Origin of the sequence: Brevundimonas sp. UBA7506, assembly GCF_002479495.1 — a bacterium.
In the GTDB taxonomy this organism is placed as follows: Bacteria; Pseudomonadota; Alphaproteobacteria; order Caulobacterales; family Caulobacteraceae; genus Brevundimonas.
In genome coordinates, this window is the sequence record NZ_DLNQ01000015.1 from 593,635 (window position 1) to 613,774 (window position 20,140).

The window sequence follows — 20,140 nt, forward strand, 5'->3', positions numbered from 1 at the left end:
GCCTTTGCCTCTGTTAGCCTCAGAAGTCGAGGTCGGCGTACCAGGTGGCGGGATGGACGCCGGGGAAGCGATCGCTCAGCAGCGTCCGGAAACAGGGGCGCGACTTCAGCTTGGAATACCAGGTCTTCAGCGACGGATAGGAGGCCCAGGTGATCTCGCCGAAATAGTCCAGCACCGACAGATGACCGGCCGCGATCAGGTCGGCCTGGCTGAGCCGGCGCCCGGCCAGCCACTCACGCCCGGCGGCCAGAGCCTCGAGCATGGCCAGATGAACGCGCAGGGCGTCGCGGCCCTCGCGCAGCATCCGGGCCTCGGGCGGACCCAGCCGCAGCAGGGGCTTTTCCATCCGCTCATGCAACAGGACGGCGTCCACCTCGTCGATGAAGCGGCGGTTGAACCAGGTCGCCAGCCGCCGCGCCTCGGCGCGCTCGCCGATGTCGGCCGGCATCAGGACGTCGCCCTTGGAGCGGTCCTCGATCCAGCCGAGGATGGCGTCCGTCTCGCACAGGGTCAGGGTCTTGCCCTTTTCGGCCACGCTTAGGACCGGCGGCATCCCCGAGGGGTTAAGGTCGAAGAGGGGGCAGTCCTCTTCCCACGGCTTGACCGGTTCCTCGCCGAAATCGATGCGCGCCTCGCCCAGGGCCAGACGCGCCGTGCGCGAGCCGGGATGGAAGGCGAAATGATAGAGGACGGCGGGCGCGGACATTGTTCCACCCATGCGCCTATGCACGTTAAGGCTCCGTTTACCGCGACCCCGCGTCGCAGCCTATGACCAGGGGCCGGGGCGGCTCGCCACGGGCTCGACCGGGGCCTCGGACGCGGCGACGGAGGGGGCGGCGGCGTGGAGTTCGGCCCGGCCGCGCGGGTCGGCGTGGATCAGGATGTCGGCGTGGGGGAAGGCGGCCTGAATGCGCTGCTCGGCCTCGACCACGATGGCGTGAGCGGCCTCCAGCGTCAGTTGCGGATCCAGATCGACATGCATCTGCACCATCAGCACCTGCCCGGCCATGCGGGTGCGCAGCTGGTGCAGGCCCGAGATGCGCGGATCGGCCAGGACGGCGGCGGCGATGGTCACGCGCGCTTCCTCGGGGCCGGCATGGTCCAGCAGGTGATCGGCGGACTCGCGCAGCAGCGAGATGGCGCCCCAGAACAGCCAGACCGCCACCACCAGACCCGCCGCCGCGTCCAGCCCGGGCGCGCCGAGATAGGCGCCCGAGATCACCCCGATCAGCACCACGACATTGGCGGCCAGATCGGCGGCGTAGTGGGCGCGGTCGCCCGCCACGGCCAGGGACGCGGTCTTCTTCAAGGCCTGGGTCTGCATCCACACCAGCCACAGGGTGACGGCGATCGAGGCGACGACCACGCCGACGGCCCAGCCGCCTGCGGCGACCGGCCGGGGATCGAAGATGCGCTGCACTGCCTCCCAGCCGATGAAGACGGCGGAGGCGAAGATCAGGCCCGCCTGCACCATACCCGCCAGAGCCTCGGCCTTGCCGTGGCCGTAGCGATGCTCGGGATCCGCTGGCGCCGCCGCCCAGCGCACGGCGAAGAAGGTCGCCAGGGAGGCGATCAGGTCCAGTGCGGAATCCGCCAGGGTCGCCAGGATCGACACCGAGCCCGAGGCCCCCAGGGCGAAGGCCTTCATCACGATCAGGATCGTCGCCGTGCCCACCGACAGGGCGGTGATGCGGCGGGTCGTGGCGTGAGCGTCGTCGAGGGCGGAGGCGGTCATCCCCGCCCTTGTCGCGCAAAACCGCGCATCCGCCAATGGCGGCGTCTTGTCCGGGGCGCTAAGGAAGAAGCCTGCCCGGGGCGGACGAACCGTCGCCGGTCGAGACGGAGTTTCCATGGCGGACTGGCTGACGGCGATCCTTCTGGGTCTGGTCGAGGGATTGACCGAATTCATACCGGTGTCGTCCACCGGACACCTGCTGCTGCTGGGGCATTTCCTCGGCTTCGAGAGCACCGGCAAGACGTTCGAGATCGTCATCCAGCTGGGCGCCCTGCTGGCCATCATCAGCGTCTATTTCAAGCGGTTGTGGACGCTGGCGACGCGCTGGCCCTTCGATCCGGCCGCGCGGCGCTTCCTGATCGGCTTGCTGGTCGCCTTCCTGCCCGCCGCCGTCATCGGCTTCTTCGCCTACGGCTTCATCAAGACGGTGCTGTTCGAGACGCCCCTGGTCATCTGCAGCGCCCTGATCGTCGGCGGGCTGCTGCTTCTGTGGCTGGATCGGGTGGACAAGTTCCCGGTCTATCTGGACGCCGACCGCTATCCGATGCGGATCTATTTCCTGATCGGCCTGTTCCAATGCCTGGCCATGATCCCCGGCGTGTCGCGCTCGGGCGCCACCATCGCCGGCGGCCTGCTGCTCAAGACCGACAAGCGTTCGGCGGCCGAGTTCAGCTTCTTCCTGGCCCTGCCGACCATGGGGGCGGCGGTGGCCTATGACCTGTTCAAGAACCGCGACGTTCTGGACTTCAGCGACTTCGGCCTGATCGCGGTGGGCTTCGTCGCCGCCTTCCTGACGGCCCTGGTGGTGGTGCGCTTCCTGCTCGACTTCGTGTCGAAGCGCGGCTTCGGCCCCTTCGCCTGGTGGCGCATCGTGGTGGGCGTGGCGGGGATCGTCGGTCTGGCCGTGACCGGGGCGCTGTAACTTTCTTTCCTCCCCGCTCTGTGGGGAGGGGGACCGCGTAGCGGTGGAGGGGCTCCTGCGAAAGCGGCCCCTCCGTCACGTCGGCTTCGCCGCCGCGCCACCTCCCCACATGGTGGGGAGGAGAGGTCAACGCCCAAAGAAAAGCCCCTCGGGACAGCGTCCCGAGGGGCTTTTTGTAACTGGCCCCGATCAGGCCGCCGCCGGGCTTTCGGCGTACTGGCCGCCGACGCGGTAGCGGAACAGATAGCTGGGGGCGATGGCTTCCAGACCCGTGGCCTCCACGCCCAGTTCGGCCAGACCCTCGGCGCCCGGCGAGACGAGGTTGTCGTTCTCCAGCAGCAGGACCTGGTCCTTGGTCAGGGCGGGCTTCAGGCCGATCGCCGCCGGAATCTGCGCCAGCGACCCCAGGATACGGGCGGCGAAGAAGGGCACGGGGACCAGGAAGCGATCGCGGTTGGTCTCACGCAGAATGAACTTGAGGATGTCCTTGAAGGTCCAGACCGAGGGTCCGCCCAGCTCGAAGGTCTTGCCTTCGGCTTCCGGTGCGACGGTGGCGCGGGCGATGGCCTCGGCCACGTCGCCGACATAGACCGGCTGGAACCTGGTCACGCCGCCGCCGATCAGGGGCAGGGCGGGCGAGAAGGTCGCCATGGCGGCGAACTTGTTCAGGAAGGCGTCTTCCTTGCCGAAGATGATCGAGGGGCGGATGACCACGGCGCCGGGGAAGGCGGCGCGCACGGCGGCCTCGGCGGCGCCCTTGGTGCGGGCGTAGGCGGCCTTGCCGTTCACGTCGGCGCCGATCGCCGACATATGGGTCAGGCGCTGGACGCCCGCGGCCCTGGCGGCCTCGGCGACATTGACGGCGCCTTCGACGTGCAGGGCCTCGAACTTGCGGCCGCCGGTCTCGAACAGGATGCCGACCAGGTTGATCACGGCGTCGGCGCCCTTGATCGCCTCGGCCACGGCGGCCTTGTCGGTGATGTCGCAGCGGACGGTCTGGATCTGGCCGACGTCGCCGGCCATGCGCAGTTCATAGGCTAGGGCGGGCTTGCGCACGGCGACGCGCACGCGCCAGCCGCGCTTGGCCAGGGCTCGCACCACCTGGGTTCCGACAAAGCCCGAGCCGCCGAAAACGGTGACCAGTCCGGGGGCGAAATCAGCCATCTGAGCGCTCCAACGCCAAACCCCGGCCGCAACGGGCGACCGGAGGAGAATTCCATGGGCGGGGCTTAACCGATGCGCCGCCCCGCCGCAACGCACAGCGGGGCGAGTTGGGCCTTTAGTCCGCCCTGTAAACCACCTGACCATCGACCACGGTCAGGACCGCATGACCCTTGGGGATGTCGGCGGCGGGCACGGTCATCAGGTCGATGTCGAAGGCGGTGAAGTCGGCGCGCTTGCCCACCTCGATGGTGCCCAGCTCCTTCTCGCGGAAGCTGGCATAGGCGGGCCACAGGGTGAACATCTTCAGCGCCGTCGCCCGGTCCACGGCCTCGTTCGGGCGCCAGTCCGGTCCCTGGAAGCCGTTCAGGTCGCGCCGCGCCACGGCGGCGTAGAACTCGATCAGGGGATCGCCGCGCTCGACCGGGGCGTCCGAGCCGCCGACCACGATCACGCCGCGATCCACCAGGGTATGCCAGGCATAGGCTCCGTCCAGTCGGGCGTCGCCCAGTCGGTCCGCCGCGAAATGCAGGTCGCCGATCGCGTGGCTGGGCTGCATGGAGGCGATGATCGGCAACTCGTCGAAGTAGTGATAGTCGCTGGGCCGGATGATCTGGGCGTGCTCGATGCGCCAGCGCGGATCGGCCAGCTTCCACTCGGACTTCGGCACGGAGCGCAGGGCCTCCTCGTACCAGGCCGCGACGTCGTGGTTGCCCTGATCGCCGATGGCGTGGGTGGCGATCTGCACGCCGGTGCGCAGGGCCTCTTGATAGAGAGGCATGACCGTCTCGCGCGACGCCAGCATCAGGCCGGACGTGTCGGGGCGATCCGAATAGGGCTGAAACAGCTTGGCCCCGCGCGAGCCCAGGGCGCCGTCGGCGTAGAACTTGATCGCCCGGGTGATGATCCGCCCGTCGCCCGCGTCACGCGGTCCGCCCGCCATCAGGGCGCGGGCGTCGCCCATGTCGATGCTGTTATAGACCCGCAGCGGCGCCTCGCCCTCGCGCGCCATCGCCTCCATCAGGGGCACGTCCTTCCACGGCGCGCTCATGAAGTGGACCCCGGTCCAGCCGTAGCGGGCATAGACGCCGAAGCCCGCGCGATAGGCCGCGCGTGTCGCCGCCGCGTCGGCCTGGGGCATGAGCGGCTCGACCAGAACCATGGCTCCGTCCACCAGCAGACCCGTCGGCTGGCCGTCGGCGTCTTTCAGGATCTCGCCGCCCGAGGGGGCGGGCGTCGCCGCATCGACCCCGGCGGCGCTCAGCGCTGCGCTGGAGACGGCGACCGCATGGCCGTCGGCGCGGCTCAGCAGCACCACGCGACCGGGGGCGGCGGCGTCCAGATCGGCGGCGGTCAGGAAGCGTTTCTCGGGCCAGTGGGTCTCGATCCAGCCGCGCCCGACGATGACCCCCTCGGGGTGGGCCCTGGCCCAGTCGCTCAGCCGCGCCATGGCCTCGACGACCGAGGTTGAGCCTTCCAGGTTCAGCGTCATCTCGCGCCAGCCGATGCCATCCAGATGGGCGTGGCCGTCGGTGAAACCGGGGAAGAGGGTCGCGCCCTTCAGGTCCACGACCTCCAGCCCCTCGGCCGAGGGCGCGCCAGACGCCGCGCCGACATAGGCGATGCGCCCGTCGCGCACGGCCACCACCTCGGCGGTCGGCTGGGCCTCGACGCCGGTATGGATGGTCCCGCCCCGGATCAGCAGGTTCTGGGCGAAGGCAGCGGGCGCGGCGGCGGCCATCAGGGCGGCGGCCAGCGGAAGGGTCGTCTTCAGGGAGCGGATCATGGGCTGTCCTCCAACGGCAACGCACAACATGGACGAAATTTCGCTCCTGGACATTCAGTCGTCGTGAGCCTGAACGAGCCAACCTTCTGGTGTCAGCTCCGACAAATGACTTCGGGGCGTCTTGAGCATAGCTTCACCGAGCTCGGGCCGATCATTGACTATATGATGGATGTGCACCGGTCGCATCGTGGCGCCCTCTGGAGAATGATCATATTCCCCGCATGTGAGTTGCCACATGCCGTCAGAGTGATGAACGATCAGACGAATTGGACGATCCGAGGCTATGACATGGTCACAGGCCAGAACTAAGGGCGACGTTTCGTCCGTCATGTTTTCTCCGCCAACGCGCTGTGCGCCGTGCGGTCCAGAGAGCTTGCTGCAAGGCTTGGCGTCAAGCGATCCGACGCGCATCATCGCCGCATGAAGCTGTTCACCATCGGCTATGAAGGTTCCACCCAGCCCGAGGTCATCGAGCGGCTGAAGGCGGCGGGGGTCGAGCTGGTCGCTGATGTGCGGGCCGTGGCCTCGTCGCGTATCGCCGGCTTTTCCAAGACGGTGCTGGGCGAGAGCCTGAAGGCCGAGGGGGTGGACTATCTGCAGCTGCGGGCGCTGGGCACGCCCAAGGCCGGGCGCGATGCGGCGAGAAAGGGCGACGTGGCGACCATGCACGCCGTCTTCAACGCCCATATGCAGGAGCCCGACGCCGAGGCCGCCTTCCAGCAGCTGCGCCATGTGGCGAGCGAAAAGCGCGTCGCCCTGCTGTGTTTCGAGGCCGAGGCCTGCGGCTGCCACCGCGCCGTCCTCGCTGACCGGCTGGCCCGCGAGGACGGCGTCGAGGTGGTGGATCTATGACTTATCCTCCCCTGCGCAGCGGGGGAGGGGGACCATGCGCAGCATGGTGGAGGGGGCGAGATCATGGCCCCGCAGCTTGGAATTTTGGACCTCCGACAGCGGCGATCCAGGGGCTGAGGGCGGCGGCTGCAGCCGCCCCCTCCACCGCTGCGCGGTCCCCCTCCCCCGCCTGCGGGGGAGGATCGTTTTTCGTTACGGACGGCCCACCAGCTGGTCCACCGAACCCGTCGTGACCGGGTGATAGAGTGGTCGGGCCTTGGCGTAGATGCGCGTGGCGTTGGCCCGGCCCCAGTCGCCTTCGTTCCACAGGGTCTGGAACAGGGGCAGGACGAACTTGCGACGGCCCTGGCTGGTCAGGAAGCGGTCGGCGGTGGCGACGGCAGGCTCGTAGCGATGGGCCAGGGCGATCTGCAGCCAGGCGAAGGTCAGCTCGGCGTTGCCTTCATTGGCTAGGTTCAGCGTCTTCTCCAGATCGGCCAGTTGCGCCGTGGTCAGCCAGTCGGCGCCCGCCGCCAGACCTTCGGGGCGCCAGGCCAGGAAGCGCTGGCGCTGCTGGGTGTTCCAGTTCTTCCAGTCGATGGCCGAGGCCGGGCTCTTGTCGGCGAAGAAGGCCTTGGCCTGTTGGTCCACGGCTTCGAAGGCGTGCGACACCGGCGGCACCCAGTTCGACGGCATCCCCGGCTTGTAGATCCAGTTGTCCAGCTGCAACTGGGTCTCCAGCGCCGCATCGCCCTTGATCAGGTGCTCGCGGATGTCGGCCAGGAAGCCGACGTCGGTCATGGGCTGGAAGGCGTGGCGGTCGAAATAGCCGCGCAGCCAGGCGTCGAACGTCTCACGGCCGACGATGCGTTCGATGGTGCGCAGCATGGCCGCGCCCTTCTCATAGGGCACGCCCGACAGGCCGTCGTCGGGGTCGCGTCCGGTCAGGTCGATGTGAAGTTTCGTATCGTCCGGCGCCGTGGTCGCCAGCTCGGCTGACAGCTCGCCCCAGCCCAGAACCTGCTCCTGCATGGCGCGGTCGCGACCATAGAGGGCCTCCATGATCCGGTTCTCGAAATAGACCGTGGTGCCTTCGTTCAGCCAGATGTCCGACCAGGTGGCGTTGGTGACCAGATTGCCCGACCAGCTATGGGCCAGTTCGTGCGCCACCAGCGAGACCAGCGACTGATCCCCGGCGATGATGGTCGGGGTGGCGAAGGTCAGACGCGGGTTCTCCATCCCGCCGAAGGGGAAGCTGGGCGGCAGGACCAGCAGGTCGTAGCGGCCCCAGCGATAGGGGCCGTAGAGGGCCTCGGCGGCGTCCACCATGCGCGGGGTGGACTGCAGTTCTGCGTGGGCGGCCTCCAGACGGCTCGGCTCGGTCCAGACCCCGGTGCGGCCGTCGAACGAGGCGAAGGCGATGTCGCCGATGGCGATGGCCATCAGATAGGGCGGGATCGGACGATCCATGTCGAAGCGCCAGGCCTTCTGACCTGCGGCGGCGGCTTCGCCGGTCGGCGTCAGGTGCTCGGCGGACATGACCACGGTCAGGTCGGCAGGGGCGACCACGCGGGCCGAATAGGTCTGGCGGATGCCGGGGCTGTCCTGGGTCGGAACCCAGGTGCGGGTCAGGATGGCCTGGCCCTGGCTGAACAGATAGGGCTTCTGCCCGCCCGCCGTCTGCTGCGGGCTGAGCCACTGCAGGGCCGCCGCGTCGGGACGGGTGGAATAGTCGACGACGACCTTCTGGACTTCGCTACCGGCGAAGGCGGGCAGGTGGACGGTCAGGGCCTGACCCTTGATGGCGTCCACGGCGCCCAGCTCATGGCGCAGCGGGCGGCCCTGCGCGTCGCGCACGCCGCGGATGTTCAGGTTCTTGGTGTCCAGCACGACCTCGGTCGCGCCGACGCGGCCGGTGACGTCCAGCGTCGCCGACCCCGACAGGGTCTTCGCCGCGAAGTCGGCGGTCAGGTCCAGGGCCACATGGCCGACGCGCGCCTCGGCCGGGCGGGCGCTGGAGTGGATGTCGTCAGCATAGGCGAAGGCGGGCGTCGCAGGCGTGGCGGCGGGCGCGGTCATGTCCGATCCTCCGGGCGCGGTGGCGCAGGCGCCGAGGGAAGAGACAAGGGCGGCGGCGAGGGCGAGGGCGGAAACCTGCCCAACCAGCTTCAGGGTCATCGAACGCTCCGTATTCAGATGCGTGCGAAAAGGCTCCCTCGCGCCGGAAAGATCAAGCCTTCGCCGGCATCGGCCGCAGGTGGTGGGCCTTGAACAGGCGTCCCTTCTCGGCGGCCAGAACCAGCAGCAGGGCGACGACGCCCAGCGCCGCGAACCCGACCGTCATCGGCACGGTGGTGCCGTCGAAATGCTGGCCGATCCAGAAGCCCAGCAGGGCCCCGCCGATGGTCGAGATGAAGCCCTGGGCCGAGGCCGCCGTGCCGGCGATATGGCCCATGGGCTCCATGGCCATGGAGCCGAAATTGCCGGCGATGAAGCCGAAGCAGAACATCTTGCAGGCCTGAAGCGCGGCGAAGACCCACAAGCTGTCATGCCCCGCATAGGCGATGGCCGCGTGCAGCAGGCTGAAGCCGATGAAGCCGAACAGGGCCGTGTGGGCGATCAGACGCGAGCCCAGCCTTTCCACCATGCGCGAGTTCAGCACCGAGGCCAGGGCGATGCCGCCGGCCACCATGGCGAAGACGGTGGTGAACAGGCCGGGCGACCTGAAGACGTCGAAAAAGATCTGCTGCGAAGAGTTGATGAAGGCGAACAGGGCGCCGCTGATCGCCGTCATGGCCAGGGTGTAGCCCATGCCGATGCGGCTGCTCAGGGCCTGACCAAAGGCGCCGGCGATGCGCTTGACGTTGATGGGCATGCGGTCTTCGGGGTGCAGGGTCTCGGGCAGGCGCAGGGCGGCCCACAAAAGGAAGCTGCCGCCGAACAGGGCGAAGAAGCCGAAGATCCAGCGCCAGGGCGCCACCAGCATGATCAGCTGCCCGACGGTCGGCGCCAGGATGGGCACGCCCAGGAAGACCAGGAAGCTCAGCGACATGACCCGCGCCATGGTCCGGCCGGAATAGCGGTCGCGCACGATCGACACGGCCAGCACCCGTGTCGCCGCCGAGCCCAGGCCCATGCCGATGCGTGACAGGATCAGCCACTCGAACGAATGGGCGAAGGCGGCCAGGATGCTGAAGCCGACATAGAGGCCGATGCCGATGAAGAGGATGGGCCGCCGACCGAACCGGTCCGCCAGCGGGCCGTAGAACAGCTGCGCCCCGCCGAAACCCAGCAGATAGGCGGTGATGACCCACTGGCGCGTGTTCTCGTTGACCACGCCCAGATCTTCGCCGATGTGCGGCAGGGCCGGCAGCATGGCGTCGATGGCCAGGGCGTTCATCGCCATCATGATGGCGATCAGGCAGACGAATTCGGCGAACCCCGGCCCCTTGGGAGCGGCGGTGGTGGTGGTCGGGGCGGAGGTCATCGGGACCAGATGCGGGCTGCGTCAGGCTGACGCAACCCCGGATCGTCATGAATTTTGCGTTGCAACAAGACAGGGCGGCGCTCGGGCTGAGCCATTTGGTCATGCCCTTTCGTCTCCCTGCCGTCATTCCGGGGCGCGCAGCGAACCCGGAACCCAGGCGGTTGCTTATGTCTGCGTCCTGCCCGGGGCTGGCGCCTGGCCCCCGGATCGCCCCTGCGGGGCGTCCGGGGTGACGGCGAGGAGGCCTACTCCCGCACCTGAATCCGCGCCACGACCGACATGCCGGGAGCCAGCCGCGCGGCGGCCTCCTGACTGGGATCGATGGAGATGCGGACCGGGATGCGCTGGGCCACCTTGGTGAAGTTGCCGGTAGCGTTGTCGGGACGGATGACGCTGAACTCGGACCCGGCGGCGGGCGAGATGCGTTCGACCTTGCCCTTCAGGGGTTGTCCGCCCAGGGCGTCGACCGAGATCTCGACGGACTGGCCGACGCGGATGTCGCGCATCTGCGTCTCCTTCATATTGGCCGTGACCCAGACCGTATCGGGGACGAGGGCGGTCAGTTGCGTGCCGACCGCGACCTGCTGGCCGACGCGTACCGCGACCTCGCCCAGACGTCCGGCGCGCGGAGCCTCGATGCGGGTGTTGTCCAGGTCGATCTGGGCCAGACGGACCTGGGCGCGGGCGTTCTCGACGGCGGCTTCCAGCGAGCCCTTGCTGACCACCGCCGAGGTGACGCCGGTCTGGGCCACGCCTTCGGCGGCGCGGGCGGCGGCCAACTGGGCCTCGGCGGCGCGCAGGGCGTTCTGGGCGGTGTCCACCTGGGCCTGGGCCACCCAGCCGCCGGCGAACAGGGTGCGCACGCGCTGGGCGTCGGCGCGCGCCTTGGTCACGGCGGATTCGGCGCCGGCGATGGAGGCGCGGGTCTGGGCGACCGAGCCGCGCGCCGAGGCCTGGCTTTGGGCGGAGTTGGCCAGGGCCGCTTCAGCTGAATGCAGGGCCGCCTGCGCCTGTTCCAGACGCTGGCGATAGATGCGGTCGTCGATGGTCGCCAGCAACTGGCCGGGCTGAACCGTCTGGAAGTCCTGCACCTCGACCGAGGTCACATAGCCGCTGACCTGGGGGCTGATGACGGTCACCTGGCCGCGCACATAGGCGTTGTCGGTGGTCTGCGGCCCCCCGTCGAACGGCGGCAGGCGCCAGGCGTGCAGGATCAGACCGACCCCGACCAGGGCGATCAGGATCAGCACCACGCTGATCATGACCCTGCGTCCGCTGGACGGTTGCGGCGCGGCGGCGGGCGGCGGGGGGGCGGCCGGAGCCGGAGCGGCGGGGGCTTGAGCAGGGGCGGGTGTGGCGTCGGTCATGGTCGGGTCCGGGTCATTCGACAGCGGCGGCTGCGGCGGCCTCGGCCGCCTGGCGGTTGGCGGCGCGGCGCGCCTCGATACGGGGGCGGAAATGGTTCGCGGCGACCCAGAGCGCGCCGACGGCGGCGGCGCCCGAGATCAGCAGGAAGACGTCGTTGTAGGCCAGGACCTGAGCCTGCTGACTGACCTGCTGCTGCAGCAGCTTCAGCGCCGCGCCCTGGCGCTGGGCCGCGTCGCCGAGGGTGTGGGCGTAGGCCCCGCCCAGCTGCTGCAGCCGCAGCACCACCTCGGGATCGCCCAGGTCGATGTGCTCGGCCAGCTGGTTGGAATGATACTTCTCGCGGATCGTCTGGATCGTGCCGATCAGGGCCGAGCCCATCAGGCCGCCGATGTTCTGGCCGATCGAGAAGACGACGATGAAGCTGATCAGGTTCTTGCCCCCGCCCTGCAAGACCTTGCCGAAGCCGATGATCATGGTCGGGCCGATGAAGAAGGCGGCGGCGAAGGCGAGCAGGGCCTGGCTGAAATAGAGGTTCACCGGCCGGGTCAGCACCGTCGCATGGCTGTCCATGAAGGCGCCGACGGCGATCAGGGCGAGCGCGATGGAGATGGGCTTCCACAGCTTCATGGGATTCAGGGTCAGGGCGCTGGTCAGGGTCCCCGCCGCCGTGGCCAGCAGCATGACCCAGAACAGGCCATGCATCTGGTCATTGCCCAGACCCATCTGTTGCAGGAAGCCGACCGCGCCGGTCGTCTGCTCCGACAGGACGATCCGCACCAGCAGGATGGCCAGCAGCAGCCGCACGATGTCGCCGCCCGCCAGCCATTTCAGGTCGATCAGCGGGTTGGCGCGGTTGTACTCGATGACGGCGGCGGCGGTCAGCAGGACCAGGGCGCCGACCAGGGCCCAGCCGATCCACGCCGCCTCGGTCCACCAGACGATGCGACCCAGCCCCAGGACGGCGGTCAGCAGGGCCACGCCCGGCGCGAACAGGGCGAAGGTGACGAAGTCCAGTTTCTCGAAGGTCTTCACCCGCTGCGACGGCGGCATCTTCAGGGCGAATACGGCGGGCAGGGCGATCAGCACCAGCCCCAGGTCGAACATGTAGACCGCCCGCCACAGATCATGGTCCAGCAGCGGCCCGACCCCCAGCCGCGCCAGGGGGATGGCCAGGCTGGACAGGCCCACGCCGATGATGATGCCCTTCAGCCGGTGCTGCGCCGGGAAGGCCTGGATGATGTAGAGGATGCCCAGGGTCGACATGCCCGCCGCCGCGATCCCGGCGATGCCGCGCACCACCAGGGTCGAGCCGAAGTCCTCGAGGAAGAGGTGCGCCGCCGCCGTGGCCAGGAAGACCATCAGGATGATCTCGGTGAACAGCCGCAGCCCGTACTGCATCCTGAACTTGACCAGCAGCAGGTTCATGCAGGCGTTGGTCATGACGAAGATGACCGGCAGCCAGGTCGCCTCGGCGATGGTCACGCCCAGATCACCCGCCAGCTGCGGGATGTTGGCCGTCACCGCGGCATTGCCGAGGCTGCCGGTCAGGGCGACCAGAATGCCCACGGCGGCATAGGCCCAGCGCATCGGCGTCGAATGGTCGGGCGTGGCGGGCGAGCCGGGCAGGGCGGGCCGCTCGTGCGGCTTCAGCGTCGCCAGATACTCGTCCCAGGGCAGGTTCCAGTCGCGGCGGCTCATGTGAGCGGCTCCGGCCGAGGCCGAACGGCGTCCAGCACCAGCTCCAGCGCCCGGCGACTCAGCTGATCCCGATCGGCCGCCCCGACAGTGCGCGACGGCGCCCCCAGCATCAGGGCCAGAACGCGCGTGTCCTCCACGCTCAGATCGGGGCGCACCCGTCCCGCGGCCTGCGACACCGCCAGCGCTTCGGCCCCCGCGCGTTTCAGCCCGCTGCGGATCGGGGCCAGGGCTTCGTCCTTCAGATCGCGGATGGCGCTGGCCAGGCCCGCGCTCTGGATCATCAGCTCGACCAACTGGCCGAGAAACCACAGGAAGACCTCGGGATCATCGAGGCGGGCCTGGGTGCGTTCGTGCAGGTCGTCGATCTGTCCCACGAAGACCGCCAGGGCCAGCTCGGACCGGTCGGCGAAGTTGCGATAAAGCGTCGCCCGGCCCACGCCCGCCTGCTCGGCGATGACGTGCAGCGGCGTGTCCAGCCCGTCGCGTGCAAAGGCTTCAGCGGCGGCCTTCAGCAGGGCCTCGCGGCGTTCGGCGGCGTCTTTTCGCAGGGGACGGGTCATGAAGATCGCCAAGTGGACACTTGTGTCCGCTTAATCAAGAGCGGTCGGACTCATTCTTTGTTTCGCTGTGTGCGGGCGCGGGCGAATCCCTCCTTGCACAGCGGAATGCGCCAGAACGGCTAAGGCTGCGTTCCGGGCGATGATGGAGACGAAAGGGGGGCGCGCCCTCGGGCGCTCATCCAGATGTGGTGCCGGTGGCCGGGCTCGAACCGGCACTCCTCTCGGAACAGGATTTTGAATCCAGCGCGTCTACCAATTCCACCACACCGGCACAGGTCTGGGAGGCCGCGCAATCTAGCGAGGGAATGCGCCGGGTCAATCGCCAGGCCTGGAAAATCAGCGCATCATGAAGTTGGTGCGAAACACGACGAGCCGGGGCGAGACGGGGGCGCCGTCCGACGACTGGAGCCGGGCGTCGTCCGTGCTCTTCAGCGCCTGCTTTCCGAAGCCGCCGTCAACGGGGAACTCGCTTTCCACCAGGCAGGCGTCCAGGCGTCCGTCCGGCAGGGCCATGCAGGACAGCATGGCGAAACCGGCGGTGTATTTCGCCGGGAAGGGATAGGCGGGCCGCGGCGGGCGCGCCCAGGTCACCCTAGGCGACTGTCCGTATTCGTCCAGGTCCGGCAGAGCGGCGTCCCGAGCGTCGACCAGAGGCCGGTTGCAGGCGGTCAGGGTCTCGTCCACGGCGGTCGAGGAGCGCGGCAGTTCCAGATCATGCCGCAGGTTGCGACCCGGTCCGGCGCCGTCGGGGACCACGATGGACACCCTGCCGCCTTCGCGCAGCTTGCGGGCGAAAGGCGCCGGCAGGGCGCTCAGGGCTGTGGAGCGGACGGTCGCGACATTCCAGGTCTCGGCGTGGAAATGATCGTCATAAGAAATCCGCAGCACGCGTGTGTCCCGTCGGGGAGCTTCGGGCAGGCCCGACACCAGGGCGTCATAGACGCCGTCGGAACAGCGCAAGATGACGCTGACGCCGCTGTCGAGGCTGACGTAGGCCGCGACCATCTTCTTGCGCGGATCGCGCACCATGTCCCAGTCGGCAGGCGGATTGACTTCGGCCGGCGCCGGGGGCGCAGCGTCCTGGGCCGCCGCTGGACCCGACATGGACAGGGCTGAAAGAAGCGCCGCCGTCGCGATGTGTCGAACAGGGCTCATGCTGCAACCTCCACATGGCTGTCGGTTCCGCCCGCGAGAACGCGGCGGGCGCGGATGTACATCTCGACGCGCTGCATGACGATCAGGCCGACGGCGAACAGCATGAAGGCGTCGGTGACGACCACGGCGTCCAGATGCCAGGCGGCGGCATTGGTTTGCATGACTTCCTTCAGGCCCGCCCGCGCGGCGAACAGGCCGATCACCAGAATCAGCCCCAGGGGCGAGGCCTGGGCCTTCAGCGACCCGTCCGGCTCCTTCTCGATGGTGATGGTCTTGCCCCGCCACCAGCCGGCGACGCCGCCTAGGGCCAGGGCGACCACGAAGGCGATCCAGGCCAGGGGGCCGAAATGCGGGTGCTGGGTATTGGCCCACAGGCCGAAGCCGATCGCTGTGGTGACCAGCAGGGGCATGACCCACAAAAGGTGCGGCCGCAGGGTCCGTTTGCGCCGGTTGCGCAGCAGGATGATGATCAGGGCCACGGCGATGCCGATCAGCGGGCCCATGGTTTGCGGCGACATGCGGAAACTCCCCCTCCGAGCGCCGTCAGCCTAGCCCGACGAACGGCGCTCGAAAAGCGGAGATCAGGCGGGCGCGACCGTCTGTTCGATGGCGCCGAAGATGGTGTGGTGCTTGTCGTCCAGCATCTCGATGCGGACGGTGTCGCCATGCTTGAGGAAGGGCGTCTTGGCCTCGCCGGTCAGGATGGTTTCGACGGTGCGGACCTCGGCGATGCAGGAATAGCCCAGACCGCCGTCGGCCACCGGCTTGCCCGGACCGCCGTCGGCGTCCTTGTTCGACACCGTGCCCGAGCCGATGATCGACCCTGCGATCAGGGCGCGGGTCTTGGCCAGGTGGGCGATCAGCACGCCGAAGTCGAAGGTCATGTCCACGCCGGCGTCGGCCTGACCGAAGTCCTTGCCGTTCAGTTGCACCGACAGGGCGCCGGACAGCTTGCCGTCCTTCCAGCGGTCGCCCAGGGCGTCGGGCGTGACGAAGACCGGCGACAGGGCGCTGGCCGGCTTGGACTGGACGAAGCCGAAGCCCTTGGCCAGTTCGCCGGGGATCAGGTTGCGCAAGCTCACGTCGTTGACCAGACCGACCAGACGGATCGAGGCCAGGGCCTCGTCGCGGCTGGCGCCCAGGGGCACGTCGCCGGTCACGACCACGATCTCGGCCTCCAGATCGCAGCCCCAGGCCTCGTCCTTCAGCGGGATGGCGTCGCGCGGACCCATGAAGTGGTCGGAGCCGCCCTGATACATCAGCGGGTCGGTCCAGAAGGTCGCCGGCATCTCGGCGTTGCGGGCTTTGCGCACCAGTTCGACGTGGTTCACATAGGCCGAGCCGTCGGCCCACTGATAGGCGCGGGGCAGGGGGGCGGCGGCGTCGCGCTCGTGGAAGCGGCCGCGCGGAACGGCCTCGTGCTCCAGGCTCTCGGCCAGGGCGCGCAACAGCGGCTCGCAACGGTCCCAGTCATCCAGCGCCGCCTGCAGCGTGGGCGCGATCAGAAAGGCGTCCGTGAACCAGTTCAGGTCCTTGGAGACGACGACGAGGCGGCCGTCACGGCCGTGCTTGAGCGAGGCGAGTTTCATGGGGTGAAGCTAGTCTTGGGCGAGGGGATTGGGAAGCGGAGACATGACCGGCGCGGACGCCGTTCGATCAACTGTTCGGGGGCGCGATGACGGCGCGGGCCTCGGCGCCGGTGCGCAGGGCGGGATCGCGCACCTCGACCTCGACGGCGATGGCGCCCGCGGGCTCGTGCGCCCACAGGTAGCGGCGCTCGATCTCGACCGCGCGGCCGGACGGGGCCATGCCCTCATAGACATCACCCCAGGGCGTGACGGCCTTCATCTCGACCCACAACAGGCCGCAGGCGGCGTCCAGTTCCTCGATGGCCATTTCCGACAGTTCGTCGGCATGCGGAGCGGGGCGGTTCGGGGTCACAGCCATCGGCGGACCTTTCCTTGATAGGCTTGATACTCGACGCCAAATTTCGCCGTCAGATAGCGCTCCTCGCGGGCGATGACGAAGCGGTCGACGACGATCAGGCAGGGGGCCAGCATGGCCAGGGCGACGGGGCTGTCCATGGCCAGGGCGAAGCCGGCGTAGGTGATCGCGAAACCGACATAGATGGGGTTGCGGCTGTATTGGTAGAGGCCGCCGGTCGCGAGCGCCGTGGTCGGCTTCCACGGCTCGGGCGGGGTGCCCAGACGGCGGAAGGTCCCCGCCGCGATTCCGTCCAGCAGCAGGCCGCCGATCACCAGAACAAAGGCCAGGCTGCGCCGCCAGTCGACGTCGAGGCCGAGCGACGGCTCGCTGACCAGCCGCCCCATCCCGAACCCGGCCAGCAGGAAGCCGAGATAGATCAGCGGCGGCGGGGCGATGACGCCGGGGTGGTCGGGTTTGCTCATATCGTCTGCCCCGAGGGCGCGGTGAATTCCGAGGTCGGGGCGTCGCCGGTGTTGATCACTTCCGAGGGCTCGAAGATCATCACCTCGGCCTCCTCGTCGGCTGCGGTGCGGTGTTCGACGCCGCGCGGCACGACGATGAACTGGCCGGGCTCCAGCGTCTCCACGCGATCGCGGAACTCGACCCGGAAGCGGCCCTTCCAGACCAGGAACATCTCCTCGGCCTCGGCGTGGCTGTGCCAGGGAAAGACCCCCTGCACCTTGACCAGCCGCACGTCCTGTCCGTTCAGTTGCGCCGCGACGCGCGGCCGCCAGTGGTCGGAAAAGCCGCCGAACTTCTGCGCCAGATCGACGACCTGCCCGGTCATCGCGAGGCGTCCTCGTCGGCGTAGATGGCGACGCGCGCGGCGCGGCCCGAACCGGCCTCGCCGCGATACATGCCCGAGGTGTTCATCGAGAAGGCGACCGTCCCGTCCTTGCCCATGACGATGACCCCGCCGTCGCCGCCGATCGAGGCGACGTCCGCGATCTCGGCGTCGGCGGCGGCCTGAACGCCCATGCCCGCGGCGGTGCGGTGGCAGATGTCGCGGGCGACGGTGGCCCGGATGAAATACTCGCCCGATCCGGTGGCCGAGACGGCGCAGCCGTCGGCGTTGGAGGCGTAGGTCCCGGCGCCGATCACCGGCACGTCGCCTACCCGACCCCACTGCTTGGCGGTCATGCCGCCGGTCGAGGTCGCGGCGGCCAGACGGCCCTGACTGTCCAGGGCCACGGCGCCGACGGTGCCGAACTTGCGCTCATCCAGCGGGGCTTCATTCAGCGAAGCCAGCGGGACGGGCCGGGACAGGGTGGCCGGTTCCGGCGGGGCGCCCTGCGGGCGCGGCGGCAGGGGCAGGCCCTTGTCGCGCAGCGCCTTCAGCAGGGCCTGCCAGCGGCTCTCGGTGAAGAAGAAGCCCGGCTCCACCTGTTCCAGTCCGACCGAGGCGGCGAAGGTCTCGGCGCCCTCGCCGATCAGCATGACGTGGGGCGAGCGCTCCATCACCGCCCGCGCCGCCGCGATCGGGTGACGAGTGCGGGTCAGGCCGGCCACGGCCCCGGCGCTGCGGTCGACGCCGTTCATCACGGCGGCGTCCAGTTCGTTCTTGCCGGCGGCGGTGAAGACCGCGCCGCGCCCGGCGTTGAACAGGGGATTGTCCTCCATCGTTTCAACCGCCGCCTGAACCGCGTCCAGCGCCGAGCCGCCCCGGGCCAGAACCGCCGACCCGGCGTCCAGCGCCGCCTGCAGACCGGCGCGATAGGCCGCGTCGCGTTCCGGGCTCAGGCTGGCGCGCTCGATGACGCCCGCCCCGCCGTGAATGGCCAGGGACCAGGTCGGCGTCTCCTGCGCAAAGGCAGGCGACGCCAGCAGGATCAGGACGGCTGCGGCGGTCAGGGCGGATTTCATCGACGGTTTCCCCTTGAGCTTCTCCTCCCCACTGCGTGGGGAGGTGGATCGGCGGCGCAGCCGACGAGACGGAGGGGCGCGTTCAGCTTGGCTCGACCAAGCCCCTCCACCACTTCGTGGTCCCCCTCCCCATGTCATGGGGAGGAAAACCTAGCGCCGGTGGTGCAGTCTCTTCCAGACGCGATAGGCCAGGATGGGGGCGAAGCCGCAGATCAGCGCGACCACGAGGATTCCCCAGAACCCGCCCTCCGGCCATCGGCTTGCAGTCAGACCCGCCGCTATGCCCGCAAACCCCGGGCCCAGAAACGGAATCCAGTGCGGCGGCCGCATCTTCATTCAGGCGTCGACCTTGATGACGCCGCGACGGATCTGGTCCAGCTCGATGGAGTCGAACAGGGCCTGGAAGTTGCCGTTGCCGAAGCCCTCGTTGCCCTTGCGCTGGATGATCTCGAAGAAGATCGGACCGAAGGTGTCCTGGGTGAAGATCTGCAGCAGCAGGCCTTCCTCCTCCGAACCGTCGATCAGGATGCGGTTCTTGCGCATCCGCTCCACGTCCTCGCCGTGACCCGGCAGGCGTTTGTCGATCAGTTCGAAATAGGTCTCGATCGTGTCCTGGAAGTCCACGCCGCGCGCCTTCATGGCCTCGACCGTCTCGAAGATGTTCTCGGTGGTCAGGGCGATGTGCTGGATGCCCTCGCCGTTATAGCGACGCAGGAACTCCTCGATCTGCGAGTTGTCGTCCTGGCTCTCGTTCAGCGGGATGCGGATGGCGCGGTCGGGCGCGATCATGGCTTGCGAGAACAGGCCAGTGGCCTTGCCCTTGATGTCGAAATACTTCTGCTCTTCGAAGTTGAAGACCGACCCATAGAAGCCCGACCAGGTGCGCATCTCGCCGCGACGCACGTTGTGGGTCAGGTGGTCCAGGATCTCCAGGCCCATGGAGTTCTTGCGCTCGGCCTCTTCCCAGCCCTCGACCTCGTCCCAGGCGTCATACAGCGAGCCCTGCTCGCCATACTGGTCGATGACATAGAGCAGCGAACCGCCGATGCCCTGCAGGATGTAGGGGTAGTCGTTCCCCAGCGCCCCGCCGTGGACGCCCTCGGCGGCGCGGGCGCCGCGCGCCAGCGCGCCCTCATAGGCCGCCTTGGCGTCGGCGACGCGGAAGGCCATGCCGTTGGCCGAGGGACCGTGGTCCTTGGCGAAATCCGCCGCCTGGCCCTTGGGGCTGCGGTTGACCAGCATGGTGATGTCGCCCTGTTTCAGGCGCACCGCGTCCGTGGTCGGGTTCACATGGGTCTGGGTGAAGCCCATCAGCTCCAGCCGGGCGACCATGGCTTCGGGCTCGGGACCGGTGAATTCGACGAATTCGAAACCGTCCACGCCCAGCGGGTTTTCCTGGTCGAGTTTGGCGGCGTCCATCATGGCGCGTCTCCTCATACTGTCTTTTAGGGCGACCTCTGCCGCCGATTGGGGCGGAACCTAATGGGCGGCCCCGGTCGGGCGCAAGGCGGAGCTGCATCGAAACAGGACACGTTGCGGTGTCGCAGCCGCCGATCAACGGGTGCGCGCGGGCCTTCATCCTGCTAGG

At 68.8% G+C, this 20,140-nt stretch carries 19 protein-coding genes and 1 tRNA gene; 2 read left to right on the forward strand and 18 right to left on the reverse strand.

Features of this window, described 5'->3' with window-relative positions; all coding sequences use genetic code 11:
- Positions 1-19: 19 nt before the first annotated feature.
- Both B3K53_RS15620 and B3K53_RS15625 read right to left on the reverse strand, forming a co-directional pair.
- Positions 20-706: a glutathione S-transferase family protein gene (locus tag B3K53_RS15620; RefSeq protein ID WP_292085517.1), complete on the reverse strand. Its 687-nt coding sequence runs from the start codon at positions 704-706 to the stop codon at positions 20-22.
- A 60-nt stretch (positions 707-766) separates the two neighbouring features.
- Positions 767-1,735 (reverse strand): cation diffusion facilitator family transporter, encoded by a 969-nt coding sequence (locus tag B3K53_RS15625; protein WP_292085518.1) that lies wholly within the window; start codon positions 1,733-1,735, stop codon positions 767-769.
- Positions 1,736-1,850: 115 nt separating this feature from the next.
- Between B3K53_RS15625 and B3K53_RS15630 the strand changes: the two genes are divergently transcribed.
- Positions 1,851-2,657, forward strand: coding sequence for an undecaprenyl-diphosphate phosphatase (locus B3K53_RS15630; RefSeq protein ID WP_292085519.1), 807 nt, complete (start codon positions 1,851-1,853; stop codon positions 2,655-2,657).
- A gap of 189 nt (positions 2,658-2,846) precedes the next feature.
- On the opposite strand, the gene B3K53_RS15635 is transcribed toward B3K53_RS15630, so the two are convergent.
- Both B3K53_RS15635 and B3K53_RS15640 read right to left on the reverse strand, forming a co-directional pair.
- Positions 2,847-3,821, reverse strand: a complete 975-nt coding sequence (locus B3K53_RS15635; protein WP_292085520.1) for a complex I NDUFA9 subunit family protein — start codon at positions 3,819-3,821, stop codon at positions 2,847-2,849.
- A 115-nt stretch (positions 3,822-3,936) separates the two neighbouring features.
- Positions 3,937-5,604, reverse strand: a complete 1,668-nt coding sequence (locus tag B3K53_RS15640) for an amidohydrolase (protein WP_292085522.1) — start codon at positions 5,602-5,604, stop codon at positions 3,937-3,939.
- A 420-nt stretch (positions 5,605-6,024) separates the two neighbouring features.
- Here B3K53_RS15640 and B3K53_RS15645 point away from each other — a divergent pair, with 420 nt between their 5' ends.
- Positions 6,025-6,456, forward strand: a complete 432-nt coding sequence (locus tag B3K53_RS15645; protein ID WP_292085523.1) for a DUF488 family protein — start codon at positions 6,025-6,027, stop codon at positions 6,454-6,456.
- A 192-nt stretch (positions 6,457-6,648) separates the two neighbouring features.
- Here B3K53_RS15645 and B3K53_RS15650 read toward each other — a convergent pair whose 3' ends face one another.
- From B3K53_RS15650 to hppD, 14 genes are all read right to left on the reverse strand, one after another.
- A complete protein-coding gene (locus tag B3K53_RS15650; protein WP_292085524.1) occupies positions 6,649-8,613 on the reverse strand; it encodes a M1 family metallopeptidase in 1,965 nt (654 codons plus the stop codon).
- 52 nt (positions 8,614-8,665) lie between these two features.
- A complete protein-coding gene (locus B3K53_RS15655; RefSeq protein WP_292085525.1) occupies positions 8,666-9,922 on the reverse strand; it encodes a multidrug effflux MFS transporter in 1,257 nt (418 codons plus the stop codon).
- Between the two features lie 245 nt (positions 9,923-10,167).
- Positions 10,168-11,289 (reverse strand): HlyD family secretion protein, encoded by a 1,122-nt coding sequence (locus tag B3K53_RS15660; protein WP_292085527.1) that lies wholly within the window; start codon positions 11,287-11,289, stop codon positions 10,168-10,170.
- A 13-nt stretch (positions 11,290-11,302) separates the two neighbouring features.
- A complete protein-coding gene (locus B3K53_RS15665; protein ID WP_292085530.1) occupies positions 11,303-12,988 on the reverse strand; it encodes an MFS transporter in 1,686 nt (561 codons plus the stop codon).
- The gene (locus B3K53_RS15670; protein ID WP_292085531.1) at positions 12,985-13,548 is read right to left on the reverse strand and encodes a TetR/AcrR family transcriptional regulator; all 564 of its coding nucleotides are present in this window, start codon (positions 13,546-13,548) and stop codon (positions 12,985-12,987) included. The genes B3K53_RS15665 and B3K53_RS15670 overlap by 4 nt, the downstream gene beginning before the upstream one ends.
- 186 nt (positions 13,549-13,734) lie before the next feature.
- Positions 13,735-13,819, reverse strand: a tRNA-Leu gene (locus B3K53_RS15675).
- 65 nt (positions 13,820-13,884) lie between these two features.
- Positions 13,885-14,703 (reverse strand): hypothetical protein, encoded by an 819-nt coding sequence (locus B3K53_RS15680; protein ID WP_292085532.1) that lies wholly within the window; start codon positions 14,701-14,703, stop codon positions 13,885-13,887.
- The gene (locus B3K53_RS15685; RefSeq protein ID WP_292085533.1) at positions 14,700-15,221 is read right to left on the reverse strand and encodes a CcdC protein domain-containing protein; all 522 of its coding nucleotides are present in this window, start codon (positions 15,219-15,221) and stop codon (positions 14,700-14,702) included. The genes B3K53_RS15680 and B3K53_RS15685 overlap by 4 nt, the downstream gene beginning before the upstream one ends.
- A gap of 63 nt (positions 15,222-15,284) precedes the next feature.
- Positions 15,285-16,292 carry a fumarylacetoacetate hydrolase family protein gene (locus B3K53_RS15690; protein ID WP_292085534.1) on the reverse strand — a complete coding sequence of 336 codons (1,008 nt, stop codon included), beginning with the start codon at positions 16,290-16,292 and terminating at the stop codon, positions 15,285-15,287.
- A gap of 67 nt (positions 16,293-16,359) precedes the next feature.
- Positions 16,360-16,650, reverse strand: a complete 291-nt coding sequence (locus tag B3K53_RS15695; RefSeq protein ID WP_292085535.1) for a hypothetical protein — start codon at positions 16,648-16,650, stop codon at positions 16,360-16,362.
- A complete protein-coding gene (locus B3K53_RS15700) occupies positions 16,641-17,111 on the reverse strand; it encodes a methyltransferase family protein (protein ID WP_292085537.1) in 471 nt (156 codons plus the stop codon). The genes B3K53_RS15695 and B3K53_RS15700 overlap by 10 nt, the downstream gene beginning before the upstream one ends.
- Complete coding sequence (locus B3K53_RS15705; protein ID WP_292085538.1) at positions 17,108-17,476, reverse strand: cupin domain-containing protein; 369 nt, start codon at positions 17,474-17,476, stop codon at positions 17,108-17,110. Before B3K53_RS15705 ends, B3K53_RS15700 begins: the two co-directional genes overlap by 4 nt.
- The gene (locus tag B3K53_RS15710) at positions 17,473-18,552 is read right to left on the reverse strand and encodes an isoaspartyl peptidase/L-asparaginase family protein (protein ID WP_292085539.1); all 1,080 of its coding nucleotides are present in this window, start codon (positions 18,550-18,552) and stop codon (positions 17,473-17,475) included. Before B3K53_RS15710 ends, B3K53_RS15705 begins: the two co-directional genes overlap by 4 nt.
- Before the next feature lie 336 nt (positions 18,553-18,888).
- Positions 18,889-19,974, reverse strand: a complete 1,086-nt coding sequence (gene hppD, locus B3K53_RS15715) for a 4-hydroxyphenylpyruvate dioxygenase (RefSeq protein WP_292085540.1) — start codon at positions 19,972-19,974, stop codon at positions 18,889-18,891.
- Positions 19,975-20,140: the final 166 nt, after the last annotated feature.